General features: G+C 68.7%; 17 protein-coding genes. 6 read left to right on the top strand and 11 right to left on the bottom strand.

The window, feature by feature from the left end:
- Positions 1–32 precede the first annotated feature (32 nt).
- Positions 33–704 carry a RadC family protein gene (gene radC / locus ACWEKR_RS17385; RefSeq protein ID WP_452355291.1) on the bottom strand — a complete coding sequence of 224 codons (672 nt, stop codon included), beginning with the start codon at positions 702–704 and terminating at the stop codon, positions 33–35.
- A gap of 257 nt (positions 705–961) precedes the next feature.
- On the opposite strand from radC, the gene ACWEKR_RS17380 reads away from it, so the two are divergent.
- Positions 962–1,261, top strand: coding sequence for a DUF6881 domain-containing protein (locus ACWEKR_RS17380; protein ID WP_452355290.1), 300 nt, complete (start codon positions 962–964; stop codon positions 1,259–1,261).
- A gap of 18 nt (positions 1,262–1,279) precedes the next feature.
- On the opposite strand, the gene ACWEKR_RS17375 is transcribed toward ACWEKR_RS17380, so the two are convergent.
- Positions 1,280–1,477, bottom strand: a complete 198-nt coding sequence (locus ACWEKR_RS17375; RefSeq protein ID WP_452355289.1) for a type II toxin-antitoxin system VapB family antitoxin — start codon at positions 1,475–1,477, stop codon at positions 1,280–1,282.
- 107 nt (positions 1,478–1,584) lie between these two features.
- Between ACWEKR_RS17375 and ACWEKR_RS17370 the strand changes: the two genes are divergently transcribed.
- On the top strand, positions 1,585–2,106 hold the full coding sequence (locus ACWEKR_RS17370; protein WP_452355288.1) for a DUF4396 domain-containing protein: 522 nt from the start codon (positions 1,585–1,587) through the stop codon (positions 2,104–2,106).
- Positions 2,107–2,234: 128 nt separating this feature from the next.
- Complete coding sequence (locus tag ACWEKR_RS17365) at positions 2,235–3,125, top strand: phenylalanine 4-monooxygenase (RefSeq protein ID WP_452355287.1); 891 nt, start codon at positions 2,235–2,237, stop codon at positions 3,123–3,125.
- 15 nt (positions 3,126–3,140) lie between these two features.
- On the opposite strand, the gene ACWEKR_RS17360 is transcribed toward ACWEKR_RS17365, so the two are convergent.
- On the bottom strand, positions 3,141–3,752 hold the full coding sequence (locus ACWEKR_RS17360; RefSeq protein WP_195088094.1) for a TetR family transcriptional regulator: 612 nt from the start codon (positions 3,750–3,752) through the stop codon (positions 3,141–3,143).
- Positions 3,742–5,256, bottom strand: a complete 1,515-nt coding sequence (locus tag ACWEKR_RS17355; RefSeq protein ID WP_452355286.1) for an MFS transporter — start codon at positions 5,254–5,256, stop codon at positions 3,742–3,744. Before ACWEKR_RS17355 ends, ACWEKR_RS17360 begins: the two co-directional genes overlap by 11 nt.
- 128 nt (positions 5,257–5,384) lie before the next feature.
- Between ACWEKR_RS17355 and ACWEKR_RS17350 the strand changes: the two genes are divergently transcribed.
- Positions 5,385–6,686 (top strand): D-alanyl-D-alanine carboxypeptidase family protein, encoded by a 1,302-nt coding sequence (locus tag ACWEKR_RS17350; protein ID WP_452355285.1) that lies wholly within the window; start codon positions 5,385–5,387, stop codon positions 6,684–6,686.
- A 37-nt stretch (positions 6,687–6,723) separates the two neighbouring features.
- Here the strand turns inward: ACWEKR_RS17350 and yhjD are convergent, their stop codons facing one another.
- From yhjD to ACWEKR_RS17335, 3 genes are all read right to left on the bottom strand, one after another.
- On the bottom strand, positions 6,724–7,755 hold the full coding sequence (gene yhjD, locus ACWEKR_RS17345) for an inner membrane protein YhjD (RefSeq protein WP_452355284.1): 1,032 nt from the start codon (positions 7,753–7,755) through the stop codon (positions 6,724–6,726).
- An 82-nt stretch (positions 7,756–7,837) separates the two neighbouring features.
- The gene (gene trpS / locus ACWEKR_RS17340) at positions 7,838–8,869 is read right to left on the bottom strand and encodes a tryptophan--tRNA ligase (RefSeq protein ID WP_452355283.1); all 1,032 of its coding nucleotides are present in this window, start codon (positions 8,867–8,869) and stop codon (positions 7,838–7,840) included.
- Between the two features lie 21 nt (positions 8,870–8,890).
- A complete protein-coding gene (locus tag ACWEKR_RS17335) occupies positions 8,891–9,823 on the bottom strand; it encodes an oxygenase MpaB family protein (RefSeq protein WP_452355282.1) in 933 nt (310 codons plus the stop codon).
- A gap of 151 nt (positions 9,824–9,974) precedes the next feature.
- Here ACWEKR_RS17335 and ACWEKR_RS17330 point away from each other — a divergent pair, with 151 nt between their 5' ends.
- On the top strand, positions 9,975–10,610 hold the full coding sequence (locus ACWEKR_RS17330; protein ID WP_195088086.1) for a TetR/AcrR family transcriptional regulator: 636 nt from the start codon (positions 9,975–9,977) through the stop codon (positions 10,608–10,610).
- A gap of 9 nt (positions 10,611–10,619) precedes the next feature.
- Here the strand turns inward: ACWEKR_RS17330 and ACWEKR_RS17325 are convergent, their stop codons facing one another.
- From ACWEKR_RS17325 to ACWEKR_RS17315, 3 genes are read right to left on the bottom strand one after another with little or no spacing between them, the layout of a single operon-like run.
- Positions 10,620–11,114 (bottom strand): barstar family protein, encoded by a 495-nt coding sequence (locus tag ACWEKR_RS17325; protein ID WP_452355281.1) that lies wholly within the window; start codon positions 11,112–11,114, stop codon positions 10,620–10,622.
- The gene (locus ACWEKR_RS17320; protein ID WP_452355280.1) at positions 11,114–11,593 is read right to left on the bottom strand and encodes a ribonuclease domain-containing protein; all 480 of its coding nucleotides are present in this window, start codon (positions 11,591–11,593) and stop codon (positions 11,114–11,116) included. Before ACWEKR_RS17320 ends, ACWEKR_RS17325 begins: the two co-directional genes overlap by 1 nt.
- Positions 11,590–12,366, bottom strand: coding sequence for an exodeoxyribonuclease III (locus ACWEKR_RS17315; RefSeq protein WP_452355279.1), 777 nt, complete (start codon positions 12,364–12,366; stop codon positions 11,590–11,592). Before ACWEKR_RS17315 ends, ACWEKR_RS17320 begins: the two co-directional genes overlap by 4 nt.
- Before the next feature lie 62 nt (positions 12,367–12,428).
- Here ACWEKR_RS17315 and ACWEKR_RS17310 point away from each other — a divergent pair, with 62 nt between their 5' ends.
- On the top strand, positions 12,429–13,319 hold the full coding sequence (locus ACWEKR_RS17310) for an alpha/beta fold hydrolase (protein ID WP_452355278.1): 891 nt from the start codon (positions 12,429–12,431) through the stop codon (positions 13,317–13,319).
- A gap of 469 nt (positions 13,320–13,788) precedes the next feature.
- Here ACWEKR_RS17310 and ACWEKR_RS17305 read toward each other — a convergent pair whose 3' ends face one another.
- On the bottom strand, positions 13,789–15,045 hold the full coding sequence (locus tag ACWEKR_RS17305) for an acyl-CoA dehydrogenase family protein (protein ID WP_452355277.1): 1,257 nt from the start codon (positions 15,043–15,045) through the stop codon (positions 13,789–13,791).
- Positions 15,046–15,052: the final 7 nt, after the last annotated feature.

The following is a 15,052-nucleotide window of genomic DNA, read 5'->3' as shown; positions in this document are numbered from 1 at the left end:
CAGCCAGTGAAGGCCTTCACACAGTGAGAAGGTCAAGCGAATCTCGGGGCACTCGTCCACCTCTCTCCCGCGATCACCACGTGGTCGAGAAAGCGGAGGCCAACGGTCTGGGCGGCTTCGGTGAGCATGGTGGTGGTGCGACGGTCGTCTGAGCTGGGGGTCGGGTCTCCGGAGGGGTGGTTGTGCACGATGGCGAAGGCTCGGCCGTCGTGGCGCAGGACGGTGTTCAGGATTTCCCGCACGGGGACCGCGACCTGGTCTATGGCGCCCTCGGCGACGAAAACCTTCTGGCGCAGACGATTCTGGGCGTCGCAGACGAGTACGAGGAGGCGTTCGACCCGGCAACCCGCGAACAGCGGGCGGGCGGCAGCGGCCACGTCGGCGGAGCTGGTGAGCCGGATCGACGTGTCCGGCCTGCCGCGCGCTCGCGCGCCGAGGTGGAAGGCGGCGATGATCGCGGCGGCCTTCGCCACGCCGATGCCCGCCCGGCGCGACAACTCCTCCGGACGCGCGGACGCCAGCCCGGCGAGCCCGCCGTGCTCGACCAGCAGCTCGACCGCCAGGTCCAGCGCGCTCGCACCGCGCCTGCCCTGCCGTAACAGCAGGGCCAGCAACTCCGCGTCGCTCAGTGCGTGCGGCCCGAGTGCCAGCAACCGTTCCCGCGGCCGCTGCGTCACCGGCACGTCGACTAGAGAGACCGCCATGAACCCCACCCCTCGGTCACGCCAACAGTGCCCGGGATTCTGCCAGCGGCCACCGACAGTTCCGCCGGGACCGGACCGGCCTGGCCGGTTCCTCGGCGTACCGACCCGAGCGCTCAGCAGCAGAACGCCGACCCGCGCCCCGAGGCCCGCGCGCCCGCGAACCGTACGGACAACTCGGCACCGGGATGCCGCGCCCATATGCTGGCTGATGTGCGGTTCGGTAACCGAGTCGGTCGCGAGCTGGGGAGCTGATGGCGATGTGGTACCTGAAGGCGCAATGGCACCACGATTTCGATGACGAACCGGTCGAGCTGTACAGCGAGATCGGTGACGACGGCTTCGAGGTGCGTAAGGTCGAAGTCTTCCGCGACGGGCACCGCGACTGGGCCGATTCCGATCGCGGCACCGGGACCACCGAACTCGGGCAGATCCCGGTTCCGACCCCGGAGGAGCTGAGCGAGGAGACCGAATTCACCGCACTACAGATCGACGCCACGGAGTTCGATGCGGTCTGGCGGCGCGCTCTCGACGAGCGACGGCCTACCTCGCCCCGATAGCCCGCTCGATCGGAGGGTCTAGCGGTCCGCCACCGCGACGTCCGGTAGCCCGACGAACGCGTTCGCGGCGAGCCGCGCCAGATTGTGCAGCTGGCGCTCGTGCACGACGATCCGGCGCAAGGCCTCGTTGATCGTGGCGTCGCTGGTCGCCGTGCCCATGATGGCGGCGGCCGCGGCGAGTAAGTCCTGGTCGAGATCGATCCGCACGGATTTCATGCGCCCTCCTTCGTACTTTCGCCATCTTGCGGCATGGCGCCCGCTCATGTCCGGCAAATCAGGAACTCGGGCTTGCGCTAATACCCTACGGGGGTATAGTTCACAGCATGGAACACAGGCACCACCCGTCGGCCGAGCACACCTCGCACGCCACGCACACCGCACAGCACGCCGGACACCACGCCCCCGCTACCTGGCGGATGGCGGCCATGGCGACGCTGCACTGCCTCACCGGCTGTGCCATCGGCGAGATCCTCGGCATGGTGATCGGCACCGCGCTGGGCTGGAACAACGCCTCGACGATGGTGCTGGCCATCGTGCTGGCGTTCGTGTTCGGCTACGCGTTCACCATGCGCGGCGTGCTGCGGGCGGGCCTGCCGTTGGCCGCCGCGATCGGCACCGCACTGGCCGCCGACACGGTGTCCATCACGGTCATGGAGATCGTGGACAACGCCGTGATCCTGGCGGTCCCGGGTGCGATGGACGCCCACCTGGACACGGCGCTGTTCTGGGCCACCCTCGCCGTCGCCTTCGCAGTCGCCTTCGTGGTGACCACGCCGGTCAACAAATGGATGATCGGCCGCGGCAAGGGCCACGCGGTGGTGCATTCGCTGCACGGCGGCCACTGATCAGCACGCCGCCGGATCCGCGCCCTCCAGTGCCGGGATTGTCGGCCGCCAGCCCGTTCAGCTAGGCAGTTTGCTCAGCTGAACGGGCTTTTGTTGTCGGCGGGTTCGGGCGGTGCTTGCATCGAGATATGTTCACCGAGGCGCAGCTGTACTCGCCGGTGACCCGCACCGGCGACGGCGACGTGACCGTGCACCTGAGCGAGGAGCACCCCGGCGTGCACGACCCGGTATACCGGGTCCGACGCAACGCCATCGCGGCGCTGGCGCTGGACTACGCGCCGGGAAAGCCGCTCCCCCACATCGCCTACACCGACGAAGAGCAGCAGGTGTGGCGAATCGTGTCGGCCGAACTCGCCCGCAAACATCGCAGCTACGCCAGCGCGGAGGTACTCGCGGCCGCCGAGGCGCTCGCGTTGCCCACCGATCACATCCCGCAACTGGACGAGGTCTCCGCCGCGCTGGCACCGCTGACCGGGTTCCGTTACGCGCCGGCCGCGGGCCTGGTGCCGCTGCGGGAGTTCTTCGGCTCGTTCGCCGATCGGATCTTCCACTCCACGCAGTACATCCGGCATCATTCCGCGCCGTTGTACACCCCCGAGCCGGACGCCATCCACGAGATCATCGGTCACGCCAACCAGATCGCCAGCCCGCGCTTCGCGGCGATCTACGCGACGGTCGGTGCGGCGGTCGCGCGCCTGACCACCGACCGCGCCTTGAAATTCCTCGCCGACGTCTTCTGGTTCTCGATGGAGTTCGGCGTCGTCCGGGAGCACGGCGAGGTCCGCTGTTACGGCGCGGGCCTGCTGTCGTCCTACGGTGAGATCGAGGAGTTCCGGCACGCCGAGCTGCGCCCGCTCGACATCGCCCAGATGGGCACCGCGACCTACGACATCACGCACTACCAGCCGATTCTGTACTGCGCGGACTCGATCGCCGAGATCGAGGACGTGATCGGCGGCTTCTTCGCGACCATGGACGACGAGACACCGGATCGCTTACGCACCGCCAAGGCCCGGTAGCGCCGGGTCACGACCTCAGGACTCGGGCCGCGGGCCGAGCGGCATGCCCGCATCCAGAAAATCCAAGGTGCGGGTGATGTTCTCGACGTTCAACGGCGTCATCGTCGCCATGCCGAGGGCCGCGCCCGCCATCGCGCCCGCCGCCACCCGCACCTCGAAGTCGTCGGCGGCCCGGCCCAGATGATCGGCCAGCAGGGTCGCGATGAGGTCGATGCTGCGGATGATCTCCAAGCCGATGGCCGACCGCAGCTCCGGCACGTGATACAGCAGCGCCTGCCGCTCCTGCTCGAACGCCAGCTCGGCGGCGGGCAGATTGCCGAAGACCTCGAGCACCGCGTTGCGGAAGGCCGCCATCGGCTTGAGATCGCGCGACTGACGCCGCAGCGCCTCGAGCATCAGCGGATCCAGGTCGTCGGCGAGCACCAACTGTTCCTTGGACGGGAAATAGCGGAAGAAGGTGCTCGGCGAGACATCGGCGGCCGCGGCGATCTGCTCGACGGTCGTCTCGTTGTACCCCTGCTCGCGGAACAGCCGGAACGCCTCCAGGCGAATCGTCCGGCGGGTCCGTTCCTTCTTCCGCTCGCGCAAACCCTGCGCCGTCCCGTTCGCGGGTAGCTCAACCGACATGTATTGATTCTGCCGCACCCGGCTCCGGCGCCCCGGCGGGTTGCCGCGCACGCATCACGGTCGCCGCGAGCACGGCCGCCAGCAGGCACAGCCCCGCGCAGGCCCAGAGCATCGCGCTCATGCCGCCGAGAAAGGCCACCTGCACGTGGTGCAGCATCGACGGATCTCCCAGCTTGCGTGCCGTGGCGACGCCCGCGTTCACACCGTCGTCGATCGGTTCGCGGTTCAGCGCGCCGAGTTCGGATCGGTACCGGGTGGACAGCACGGTGCCCAGCACCGCGACGCCGATGGTGCCGCCCGCCTGGCGCAGCGCCTGTAGCAGCGCGGAACCCGAGCCGGAGCGCTCCGCGTCCAGTTCACCCATCGCCATGCCCATCGCGGCGGGCATCACCAACCCCATTCCGGCGCCGAGCAGCGTCAGCCACACCGCGGTGAAGCCGTAGCCGCTGTCCACCGTGGTGAGCGCGCCCAGCGCCAGCGAACCGGCAAGCAGGGTGAACCCCGCGGTGATCACGATGCGAAGGCCCAGTTTCGGCAGCACCTTGTCGACCAGCCTGCTGCCGACCAGCAACCCGCCGATCAGCGGAAGCAACCGCAGGCCGCTGCCCAGCGCGTCCACGCCGAGCACCGCTTGGAAGTACTGCGGAACGGTGAAGAACATGCCGAACATGGCGAAGTTCACCACGATGGAAAAAGCCGTCCCCCAGCGGAATCCGTCCGTCGCGAACAACGCGAGGTCGACCAGCGGATGCGCGGCCTTGCGCTGCCAGGCCAGGAACGCGCCGAACAGCAGCACACCGGCCGCGACGGTCGCCCAGGCCGGGCCGTCGCTCCAGCCCTGCTCACCGATCCGGATGAAGCCGTAGGTGAGCCCGAGCATGCCCACCGCGGACAGCGCCACCCCGAGCAGATCGATCCGGAAGCGCTGCGCGCTGCGCGATTCGGGCACGAGTACGGCGACGGCCAGCGCGCCGATCACGACCATCGGCACGTTGATCAGGAACACCGACCCCCACCAGAAGTTGCGCAGCAGCCAGCCGCCCACGATCGGGCCCAGCGGCAAGCCGATCGCGGTCGAGGTGATCCAGATGGTGAGCGCTCGCTGGCGATCGGCCGGTTCGGGGAACATCGCCGGCAGCACCGACATCGACAGCGGCATCATCGCCGCCGCCGCGATACCGAGCACGACCCGCGCCGCGATGAGCTCGCCTGGAGAACCGGCCACGGCACAGGCGACGGACGCGACGCCGAACAGCGCCAGGGCGGCCAGCAGGAACTTCTTGCGACCGTAGCGGTCGCCGAGCGCGCCCGCGGGCAGCATCACGGCGGCCAGCGCCAGCGTGTAGGCGCTGCTGAACCATTGCAGCGCGGCGGTATTCGCGTTGAGGTCGATCGCGAGCGTGGGCAGCGCCACGGTCAGCACGGTGACATCGAGCCCGATGGTCAGCATCGCCACGGCCAGCGCGCCGAGAGCGAGCCAGCGCCGGGGCGAGTCGTTCTTCATGACGCCTCCATAAATGGTAGTTGCATTTATTTGATAGTAGCTGTCATTTAGTAGAGTCTGTCAATATCTGGTTCGGAAGCCCAAGCGTGTGCGGCCGATCACCGGATCGCTCGCTAGGCTCATCGGCGATGAAGATCACTCGCCGTGCCTTGCTCTGCGTGGGCGTCGTGCTGGCCGTCGCCGCGATCGGAGCGACGGCCGCGCCGTCGCTCGCCGAGCCCGGCACCACTACGCCGTTCACCACCCCGAACACCGACGGCTGCCCGCAGAAGACGTTGCCGCCCGCGCCGATCGACGCCTCCGAAGTGCCCGCGCCCGGACAGCCGACCCCGACCCCGCTGCCGATCCCCTCCCCGCCGATCGGCGGCACGCGCCTCGGCGAATGCGGTGTCGTGCTTCCCAAAGCCGCGCCGCCCGCCCCGCAGGACATCTCGGCGACGGCTTGGCTGGTCGCGGATCTGGACAGCGGCGAAGTGCTGGCCGCGAAGGACCCGCACGGGCGTTACCGGCCCGCCAGCACGATCAAAGTGCTGCTGGCCACACTGGCGCTGCGCACGCTGAAGCTGGACAAGGTGGTGGTCGGCACGCGGGCCGACGCCGATGTGGACGGCACCCGCGTCGGCATCGGCCCCGGCGGCCGGTATACGAACCGGCAGCTCCTGCAGGCGCTGATCATGGCTTCGGGCAACGACGCTGCGCATGCCATCGCCGCGCAGCTCGGCGGTGACGCCGCGACCGTCGCGAAAATGAACGACTTGGCGAAGTCGTTGCGCGCCATGGACACTCGTACGGCTACGCCGTCGGGGCTGGACGGACCCGGGATGAGCACATCGGCCTACGACCTCGCCGTGCTGTTCCGCGAGGCCATGACCATCCCGCTGTTCGCCGAACTGATCCACACCGAGCAGGTCGACTTCCCGGGCTACCCGGCCGACCCGGCGATTCCCGGCGACACCGACCGTCCCGGTTACCCGATCGGCAACGACAACCAGTTGCTCTACAACTACGACGGCGCGCTCGGCGGCAAGACCGGCTTCACCGACGACGCGCGCCAGACCTTCGTCGCCGCCGCCCAGCGGGGCGGCCGCAGACTCGCCGTCACCCTGCTCAAGGCCGACGTGCAGCCGTTGCGGCCCTGGGAACAGGCCGCCCACCTGCTCGACTACGGATTCGCACTGCCCCGCGGCGCCTCCGTCGGCAACCTGCCCGGTGCGGTGGTGCCGCAGCGGGACCAGAGCGCGGTCACGTTGGCCGCGCCGCCCACTGCGGACAGCGACCGGGCCACGCCGTCGGTGCCGGGCAGCGACCCGTCCGCGATGCCCGCGGCCGAGGATCGCCGCGCAGGCGCCAGGACCATGCTGATCATCGGCGGTGTCCTCGTGGTCGCCGCGCTGCTGCTAGCCGCCCGGCAGGCCAACCGGCGACGCTGATCGAACCCGCGCATGAACACTCGGCGCGGCGGACAGATCAACGACGGCCGGGCAACTTACGTAGGCCGGAAAGCGCCAGGGCGGCAAGCGCGCCCGCGCCGAAGTAGGCGGCGCCCACGCCCGCCGACAGCTCGCTTGCCCTGACCCGCGGCGCTATCACAGCGGGTCCGGGTGCGGGAATCTCCGCTTCCGGCTCGTTCTCCGTCGCGGTGGCGGCCCAGGCGGTGGCGAACAGGACGATGCGGTAGGTGACGTAACTGAACACCATCAGTCCGATGATCGAGCCGAATGTGGCGCCCGCGGGGCTGCTCAGCACCGATCGCAAATAGATCGACGCGACGATCTTGAACACCTCGAACACCAACGCGGCTATGGCAGCCGCCTTGGCGGCGCTGGCCAGCGTCACCGGCTCCCGGGGCAACCGGGCGATGACCCACGCGAACACCGCCCACGAGGCGAGGAACCCGAGCGAGGTGGACAACAGCCACAGCAGCACGCCCGCGCCTGGGGCTTCGTCGAGGCCGATGCTCTCGAGCAACCGGCTGCCGAGGGTGCTCGAGGCCAACGCCGACAACCCGAGCGACACGGCGAAGGCGAGCCCGAGACCGACCAGCGCCCCCAGATCGGACAGCTTGGTCATCAGCCAATTGCCGTCCGGAGACTTCTGCTCCCATTGTTCGGTGAGCGCGGCGCGCAGGTTCGCCATCCAACCGAGCCCGCTGTAGATGCCGGTGAGCAAACCCAGGGTGCCGACTGTACCGCGGGAATCGACCGCCTGATTCACCAGGTCGTTCAGCTGAGTGCCGAACGAACCGGGAACGTTCTCGATGATTTTGGCCTGTAACTCCTGGAGCAGTTCCGGATTACTGGACAAGACCACGCCCGCGACCGAGAAGGCGATCATGAGCAGCGGAAACAACGACAGCACAGTGAAATACGTGATGCCGGCCGCGTAGTAGTCGCCGCGTTGCCGCTGATAGCGTCCCGCGGTGCGGACCAAATGGTCCAGCCACGGCTGCGCCTGAATCCGGCGTTCGATCCCGGCTTTGACGTTGTCGATCACCTGCACCATTCGCCCCTTCGACCGAGAGACCTCACACCGGTGTTACCCGGGCGGGCGCGCGACAACCGTCCGGCGAAGACTCGGCAGCCTAGCGACTCAGCAAACCGACCCGGTCGTAGACCTGTGCGAGGGTGTTGCCGGCGATCTCTCGCGCGCGCTCGGCTCCGGCGGCGAGTACACGGTCGAGTTCACCTTGATCCGACATGTACTCTTGCACCTTCGCCCGCAGCGGCGTGACAAATTCGACCAGCGCGTCGGCCACGTCGGCTTTCAGCTCGCCATAGCCCTTACCCTCGAAGTCCTTCTCCAAGGTGACGATCGGCGCACCGGTCAGCGAGCTCAGGATCACCAGCAGGTTGCTGACACCCGGCTTGCGCTCCGGGTCGTACCGGATCTCGCGTTCGGTGTCGGTGACCGCGGATTTCACCTTCTTCGCGGTGACCTTCGGATCGTCGAGCAGGTTGATCAGGCCCGCGTCGGCGGAGGCGGACTTGCTCATCTTCGCGGTCGGATCCTGCAGGTCGTAGATCTTCGCCGTGCCCTTGACGATGTGCGCCTCCGGCACCACGAACGTCTTCTTGAACCGAGTGTTGAAGCGCTGGGCCAGGTTCCGGGTCAACTCCAGGTGCTGGCGCTGGTCCTCGCCGACGGGCACCTGATGGGCGCGGTAGAGCAGGATGTCGGCGGCCATCAGCACCGGGTAGGTGAACAGGCCGACGGTCGCGTTCTCCGCCCCCTGCTTCACCGACTTGTCCTTGAACTGGGTCATCCGACCGGCCTCGCCGAAACCGGTGATGCAGCTGAGCACCCAGGCCAGTTCGGCGTGCTCGGGCACCTGACTCTGCACGAACAGGGTCGACTTCTTCGGGTCGATGCCGAGCGCCAGCAGTTGGGCGGCGGCGGCCTTGGTGCGCAGCCTCAGCTCCTTGGGCTCCTGCGGCACCGTGATCGCGTGCAGATCCGGGATGAAATACAGCGCGTCGTAGTCGTCCTGCATGGTCACCCAGTACTGCAGCGCGCCAAGGTAGTTCCCTAGATGAAACGAGGAGCTGGTCGGCTGGATCCCGGACAGAACCCGCTGTTTGCGTTCGGCGGCCGGGCTGGGCGCAGGACTGGACATACCCCGATCTTCGCATGCGGCTCAAGCCGAATTTCGCTGCACCCAGTTGCGCGGGTCCACCCCGGGCATGCTCGGCTTGCCGCCGCTGACCAGTTCGTGCTCACGCCGGGACAGCATTTTGTAGACCGGGGCGCTCGGACCGGCGAGCGTGTTGCGCAGCACCGGGGGCACCAGCGGAACCGACACGTGCGCGGTGCGAACCGCGCGCGAAAGGCCCTGGTAGGCGACCTCCTCGGGTACGCCCCACCGCATGCCGTACATCTGCCGGATCCGCGGCGGCAGGCTGCCCTGCACCAGCAGATAGAACGCGGACGTGACCTGCTGCAACGGCGCGCCCTGCGGGTAAGGGACGTGCTGCCCGGCCAAGTAGGAGCCGACCAGGCGCGCCTCGTCGGTGAGGAACAGCTCGTCGGAGGCGAGGTAGCCGTCGAAGAACGCGCGGAACTCGCGGTAGCCGCCCGGCGCGGCGTCGGCGGGCATGCCGAACAGCTCCCCCCAGCGCACGTAGTCTTGGTAGAGCGCCTCGCGCTCCCCGTCGGTCATGGTGCGCACCAGCAGGTCGTACATCACCTCTGCCGAGTCGAAGGTGAAGGCCATCGTCATGAACATCAGATGCGGGTCGAGCGCGGAGTACCCAGTCCCCGCCGGGTGGCGGGCACCGGCATCCTCCGGCAGCGCGCCATGCACCCTGACGTGCCGCTTCCTGGTGAACGCCAGCGCTCGATCGGCGTCGGCCTTGCTGCCGAGGAACACCGCCTCGAACAGGCGGCCGGTCAGCGCGAGCCGGGTGTAGGGCGTCATCCGGTGCTCGGTGTTCTCCGCGGTGCCCACGTAGAGCAGCGGATGCACCGCGCCGATCACCAGCGCGCGCAAGCCGTAGGTCAGCCCGACCACGCGCTTGCTCATCACCCGCCGGACCATCGAATGGTCACTGAAATAGCCGGGCTCGGACATCGCCGCCTCCTCGTCGAGAACATCTGGCAATAGCATCCACCAGAATTAGATATTCTGGCAAGAGTTACCTCCAGAATGTTGCCGAGCCGCGTCGGGCAGCGTGGGCGGCAAGGCAGCCGCCGGTACCTCGGGCGCCTGTAAGAATCGAACTGTGACGGCGCAACGAACCTATGGAGGCATATCCGCCGAAGAGCGCCGGGCGCAGCGGCGCGGCGCGTTGCTGGAGGCCGCGCTCGACATCATCGGCACGGAAGGTCTGGGGAAACTCACCGTGTCGGGGTTGTGCGCGCGGGCCGGTCTCAACGAGCGGTACTACTACGAGAACTTCGACAGCCGCGACGCCGTGCTCACCGCCCTGATCGACGGGATCGCCGAAGAACTGGCGGCGGCCATTCTCGCGGCCGTGCGCACCGCCGCGCCGGACACGCGCGCCACCGCGCACGCCGCGATCACCGCGGGCGTGCACCTGCTCACCGACGACCCGCGCAAGGCGAAGGCAGCGTTGATCGCGGGCATGGCGACGCCCGACCTGCGCGCCCGCACCACCGAGACCGTTCGCGGGTTCGCGCGGATGGTGGCCGCGGAGGGCACCGACTTCTATCGGATGCCCGATTCGGCCCCCGCCTCGGCGGTCGACTTCCGCGCCCTCTACCTGGTCGGGGGGCTGGTGCAGACGCTGACCGCTTGGCTGCAGGGCGATCTGAATCTCACGCGCGACGAACTGATCGAGCACACGGTCGACGTCTTCGTCCTGCTCGGCGAGGACCTGGCCGACAAATTGCGGTAACGGCCCCGCTCACAGCCGCAGCGACACGTCCCGCAGGTCGGGCGCGTCGCCTTGCAGGACGACCCGGAAGAGCACCTCCCGCCGCGACCAGTATGCGGCGCAGTCGCGCATCGCCTCGGCGAACCAGTCGCGTTCGATCGGCTCCTCGGCCAGCAATTCGGCCGAGTCGCGTACCACGGCAACGTAACCGGCGCCCTCGCCGAGAAAATCGTCCAGGTCACGCAGGCACTCGTCGAACGCGTCCTTGTTCTCGCCGAAGTAGTACGGAAACTGGAACGCGGCGGCGAACTCGTCGAACAGCCGGGCGGTGGTCGGCATCTTCGCGCCGCGCAGCTCGCGCACCAGGTAGCCGGAAGGCGCCTTGTCCCGCACCGCGCTGAACTCGGCGGCGTCGACCGCGAGGGCGCCGAACGTGACGCCCGGCGGCGCGAGTTCGGCGCTGGGTGGCGCGTCGTCCGCGTCGGGCCGGGCAAGGAACTGCGACAGCGTGACGGTCTTTGTCATCAGCGCATCCTCGTGAAGGTCTGGTAGTGGTCGCCGGTGTACCAGGCCGAGCCGTCGCTGCCGGTGACGATGCGTTCGGCGTCGCGGGATCGGCCGGGCTGCTTGGGATTGACGTCCCATTCCTGATAGGCGATCGGCTTACCCGAGCCGTCGGTGGTGGGCAGGTCGCGGCCGCGGTTCTGCCATCGCTCGCCCCCTTTCGTGCCCGGGGCGTTCGCCGAGTCCGGCCACCGTCCCGCATCGATCTCCCGGAGGGTGACGTACGCGCGCTCCGGGACGCCGGCCGCCTGGGTGACCGGCGAAGCGGTGTCCCCACCGCGCGGGGCGGCGGCGGTCGTGGTCACCGCGACGGTCGTCGCGCGACTCGTCGGCGCGGCCGTGGTGGTATCGCCACCGTCGTACAGCGCCAGCACCGCCGCGAGCAGCACCAGAGCGACCGCGCCGAGCAGTCCGAGGCCGCGCCTGAGCGACCGGTTCATCGGTACTGCACCGTAACGGGAGCGTGGTCGGACCAGCGCTGATCGTACGCGGCAGCGCGCTCCACCACCGCGGCCTTGGCGCGGGTGGCCAGATCGCCTCGGGCCAAGTGATAGTCGATGCGCCAGCCGCTGTCGTTGTCGAACGCGCGGCCACGGTAGGACCACCAGCTGTAGGGACCGTCGACCTCGGGATGCAGCCTGCGCACCACGTCGACATATCCGGCGGCCAGCAGTTCGTCGATCCACGCCCGCTCCTGCGGCAGGAATCCGGCCGACTTCAGGTTGCCCTTCCAGTTCTTCAGGTCCCGCTCGGTGTGCGCGATGTTCCAGTCCCCGGCGACCACGAAATCCCCGGTTCGAGCCGCGAGGTACGCGCCGAGCTCGGCCATGAAGCGATACTTCTCTTCTTGGCGAACCGTGCCCGCGTCACCGGAGTGCACGTAGACGTTGGCCACGGTGAGGTCGCCGAAATCGGCCTCGAGATAGCGTCCGGCAGCCGCGAATTCATCGCTGCCGAAGCCGACTCGCACCGCGCTCGGCGCCCGCCGGGACAGGATGCCGACACCGGCGCGCCCCTTGGACTCCGGCTCGGCATGCGACAGCTGCCATCCCGCGTCGAGGGCGGGCGCCAGCGCGGCCCTGACCTGCTCGTCGGTGGCGCGGGTCTCCTGCACGCAGACGACGTCCGCCTCGGTGGCCGTGAGCCAGGCCAGCAGCCCCTTGCCCGCGGCCGCGCGGACACCGTTCACGTTCACTGTCGAGATATACGGCACCCCACGACCGTACAATGCTGGTCAGATGAAGTCCCCCGGACACTGCCGTCCAGGAAGGGGTGATGACGATGTCGTCCGACACCTCCCAGTCCTCCTCCGCCGCCGCGCGCGGATCCACCCGGGCCGAACAGCCCCAGCCGATCAAGGCATTGCACGTGGGTTCCGGCGACCCGCTGCTGTTGCTGCACGGGTTCATGATGTCGCCGCACTGCTGGGAGCAGACCGCCGCGCGACTGTCGACACACTGCGAAGTGTTCGCGCCCGCGTTCGCGGGCCACTGGGGCGGCGCGCCCGCCGAGGGCCCGGCGGTGAACGTGCCGACGCTGGCCGACCGGATCTGCGAACAGCTCGACGAACTGGGTTGGCGCACCTGCCATATCGCGGGCAACTCGCTCGGCGGCCTGGTCGGCGTCGAACTCGCCCGCCGCGGACGAGCCCGCACCCTGACGCTCATCGCGCCCGCGGGCGGCTGGCACGCGCCCTCGCTGACGCAGTGGCGGGTCAACCTGAAATTCCTGTCCCTGGTCCCGATCGTCGAAATCGGCAAGCGCTTGGGCGGATTCGCGATCGGCAACCCGCTCGCCCAGCGGATCGCGCTGCTCGCCCTGAGCAAGCATGCCTCCGCGGTGCCACGGCGCGACGCGGCCGCCGCCCTCGCCGCCGCACTGCACTGCCCGGCGATGGTTCCGATGATTCTCGGCGCGATGCGGGCGCCGGCCCAAGAAGACCTGTCCACCCTCCGCACGCCGGTCCGGCTGCTGCTCTCGGAGTACGACCGGGTCATCCCCAACCGCGTGTACGCCCGCCGCTACCTGAAGGAGCTTCCCGAATCCGCCGACCGCATCCTGGTCAACGGCGTCGGCCACGTACCGATGCTGGAAGCGCCCGACCGCATCGCCACCCTCATCGCCGAGCACGTGTACGCCAGCCGCACCCGGTTACGCGCTGTGTGATTTGTCCAGCGCCTGCGGCGCTGGGTGTTCGCGGCCCCCTTGTGGCTCGCGTTTGCGCGACCGCCGCTTGCGACTTCGTCGCGGACGCGGCGGCCACGCAAACGCGAGCCGGGCCGCGAACGGGCAATGCTCGGTCTCGCTTCGCTCGAAACCGGGGGTCGAGATCCGCTGGGCGGGTCAGGGGCCGAGCGCTACAGCCCGTGGCACGCCGTTTCGAGAGACTCCTCTGCGCGACCGCCGCCTGCTCGTTCGCCGCGTATGCGGCGGCCACGCAAACGCTAGCCAGGCCGCGAACAGGCAATGCTCGGTCCGCTTCGCTCGAAAGACGTGGCCGGGGTGCGCTGGGCACGTTGGCAATCGAACCCCAGGCACGGAGCACGCGACTGGAACAGTCGAGACGCGGGGCGCATGCAGCAACAGGCACACGGCTGAAGGCACCACCGCGTCCACGGCGAGCGAAGTTGTCGGGTTACTGCGCCAGCAATCCCTTTGCGATGTGGGTCACCTGGATCTCGTTGCTGCCCGCGTAGATCATCAGCGACTTGGCGTCGCGGGCGAGCTGCTCCACGCGGTATTCGGTCATGTAGCCGTTGCCGCCGAAGAGTTGGACCGCTTCCATGGCGACTTCGGTGGCGGTCTCGGAGGCGTACAACTTCATCGCGGAGGCCTCGGCCAGCGTCGGGGGTTTGCCCGCGCGGCCGCGCTCGAGCGTGTTGAACACCATGTTCTGCACGTTGATCCGCGCGATCTCCATCTTCGCCAGCTTCAACTGGACCAGCTGGAACCGCCCGATCTCCTGGCCCCAGAGCTTGCGGGTCTTGGCGTACTCGACGCACAGCCGATGACACTCGTTGATGATGCCCAGCGCCATGAACGCCACGCCGACGCGCTCGGCGGTGAAGCTGGAGCGCGCGCTCTCCCGCCCGTCCCCGCCCTTGTGCTCCTCGGTCTCGCCGAGCAGCCGGTCCCGGCCGACGCGCACGTTGTCGAAGAACAGCTCACCGGTCGGCGAGGAGTGCAAGCCCATCTTCTTGAACGGCTTGCCCTGGGTGAGGCCGGGCATCCCCTTGTCGAGCACGAACGCGAGCACCTTGCGGTCGCGCTTGTCGCCACCCGCGCCGTCGTCGAGCTTCGCGTAGACGATCATCACGTCGGCGTACGGGCCGTTGGTGATGAAGGTCTTCTGACCGTTGAGCAGGTAGTCCTCCCCGTCGCGCTTGACGTAGGTCTTCATGCCGCCGAACGCGTCGGAACCGGAGTCCGGCTCGGTGATCGCCCAGGACGCCACCTTGCGCATGGTGACGATGTCCTCCAGCCAGCGCTGCTTCTGCGCCAGGGTGCCTCGCGACATGATCGTGGTGGCGCCGAGACCGATGCTCACCCCCATCGCGGAGACCAAGCCCATGCACACCCCGGACAGCTCCCCGATGAGCACCGCCATCAGCGATTCCTGCCCCGCGAACGGGCTCGCGCCGGAGGCCTTCTTCTCCTGCTTCGGCTCCCCCGCCGCCGCGTCCGCCGCGCGCGCCTCCTGCCTGGCCAGCATCTTCTGCACAGCCTCGCCGCCCATTACGTCGATCCCGAACTCGCGGAACAGCTTCCGGATGACGGGGTAGGGCGGCAATTCGCCGCTGTCGAGCGCGTCCAGATTCGGACGGATCTCCCTGTCGATGAACGCCCGGACGGCGTCGCGGATCAGCAGATCGGTCTCGGACCATTCGAACATCGTCGTT

The sequence above is a fragment of the Nocardia sp. NPDC004573 genome (assembly GCF_053602135.1).
This window is presented reverse-complemented; position numbering and strand designations above follow the sequence as displayed.

Coding starts and splice junctions, on each gene's coding strand:
- trpS (WP_452355283.1), bottom strand. CDS start 8,869: ATGTCCAGTCCTGCGCCCAGCCCGGCCGCCGAACGCAAACAGCGGGTT.
- ACWEKR_RS17350 (WP_452355285.1), top strand. CDS start 5,385: ATGAAGATCACTCGCCGTGCCTTGCTCTGCGTGGGCGTCGTGCTGGCC.
- ACWEKR_RS17305 (WP_452355277.1), bottom strand. CDS start 15,045: ATGTTCGAATGGTCCGAGACCGATCTGCTGATCCGCGACGCCGTCCGG.
- ACWEKR_RS17355 (WP_452355286.1), bottom strand. CDS start 5,256: ATGAAGAACGACTCGCCCCGGCGCTGGCTCGCTCTCGGCGCGCTGGCC.
- ACWEKR_RS17365 (WP_452355287.1), top strand. CDS start 2,235: ATGTTCACCGAGGCGCAGCTGTACTCGCCGGTGACCCGCACCGGCGAC.
- ACWEKR_RS17310 (WP_452355278.1), top strand. CDS start 12,429: ATGACGATGTCGTCCGACACCTCCCAGTCCTCCTCCGCCGCCGCGCGC.
- ACWEKR_RS17320 (WP_452355280.1), bottom strand. CDS start 11,593: ATGAACCGGTCGCTCAGGCGCGGCCTCGGACTGCTCGGCGCGGTCGCT.
- ACWEKR_RS17360 (WP_195088094.1), bottom strand. CDS start 3,752: ATGTCGGTTGAGCTACCCGCGAACGGGACGGCGCAGGGTTTGCGCGAG.
- ACWEKR_RS17325 (WP_452355281.1), bottom strand. CDS start 11,114: ATGACAAAGACCGTCACGCTGTCGCAGTTCCTTGCCCGGCCCGACGCG.
- radC (WP_452355291.1), bottom strand. CDS start 704: ATGGCGGTCTCTCTAGTCGACGTGCCGGTGACGCAGCGGCCGCGGGAA.
- ACWEKR_RS17380 (WP_452355290.1), top strand. CDS start 962: ATGTGGTACCTGAAGGCGCAATGGCACCACGATTTCGATGACGAACCG.
- ACWEKR_RS17335 (WP_452355282.1), bottom strand. CDS start 9,823: ATGTCCGAGCCCGGCTATTTCAGTGACCATTCGATGGTCCGGCGGGTG.
- ACWEKR_RS17370 (WP_452355288.1), top strand. CDS start 1,585: ATGGAACACAGGCACCACCCGTCGGCCGAGCACACCTCGCACGCCACG.
- ACWEKR_RS17375 (WP_452355289.1), bottom strand. CDS start 1,477: ATGAAATCCGTGCGGATCGATCTCGACCAGGACTTACTCGCCGCGGCC.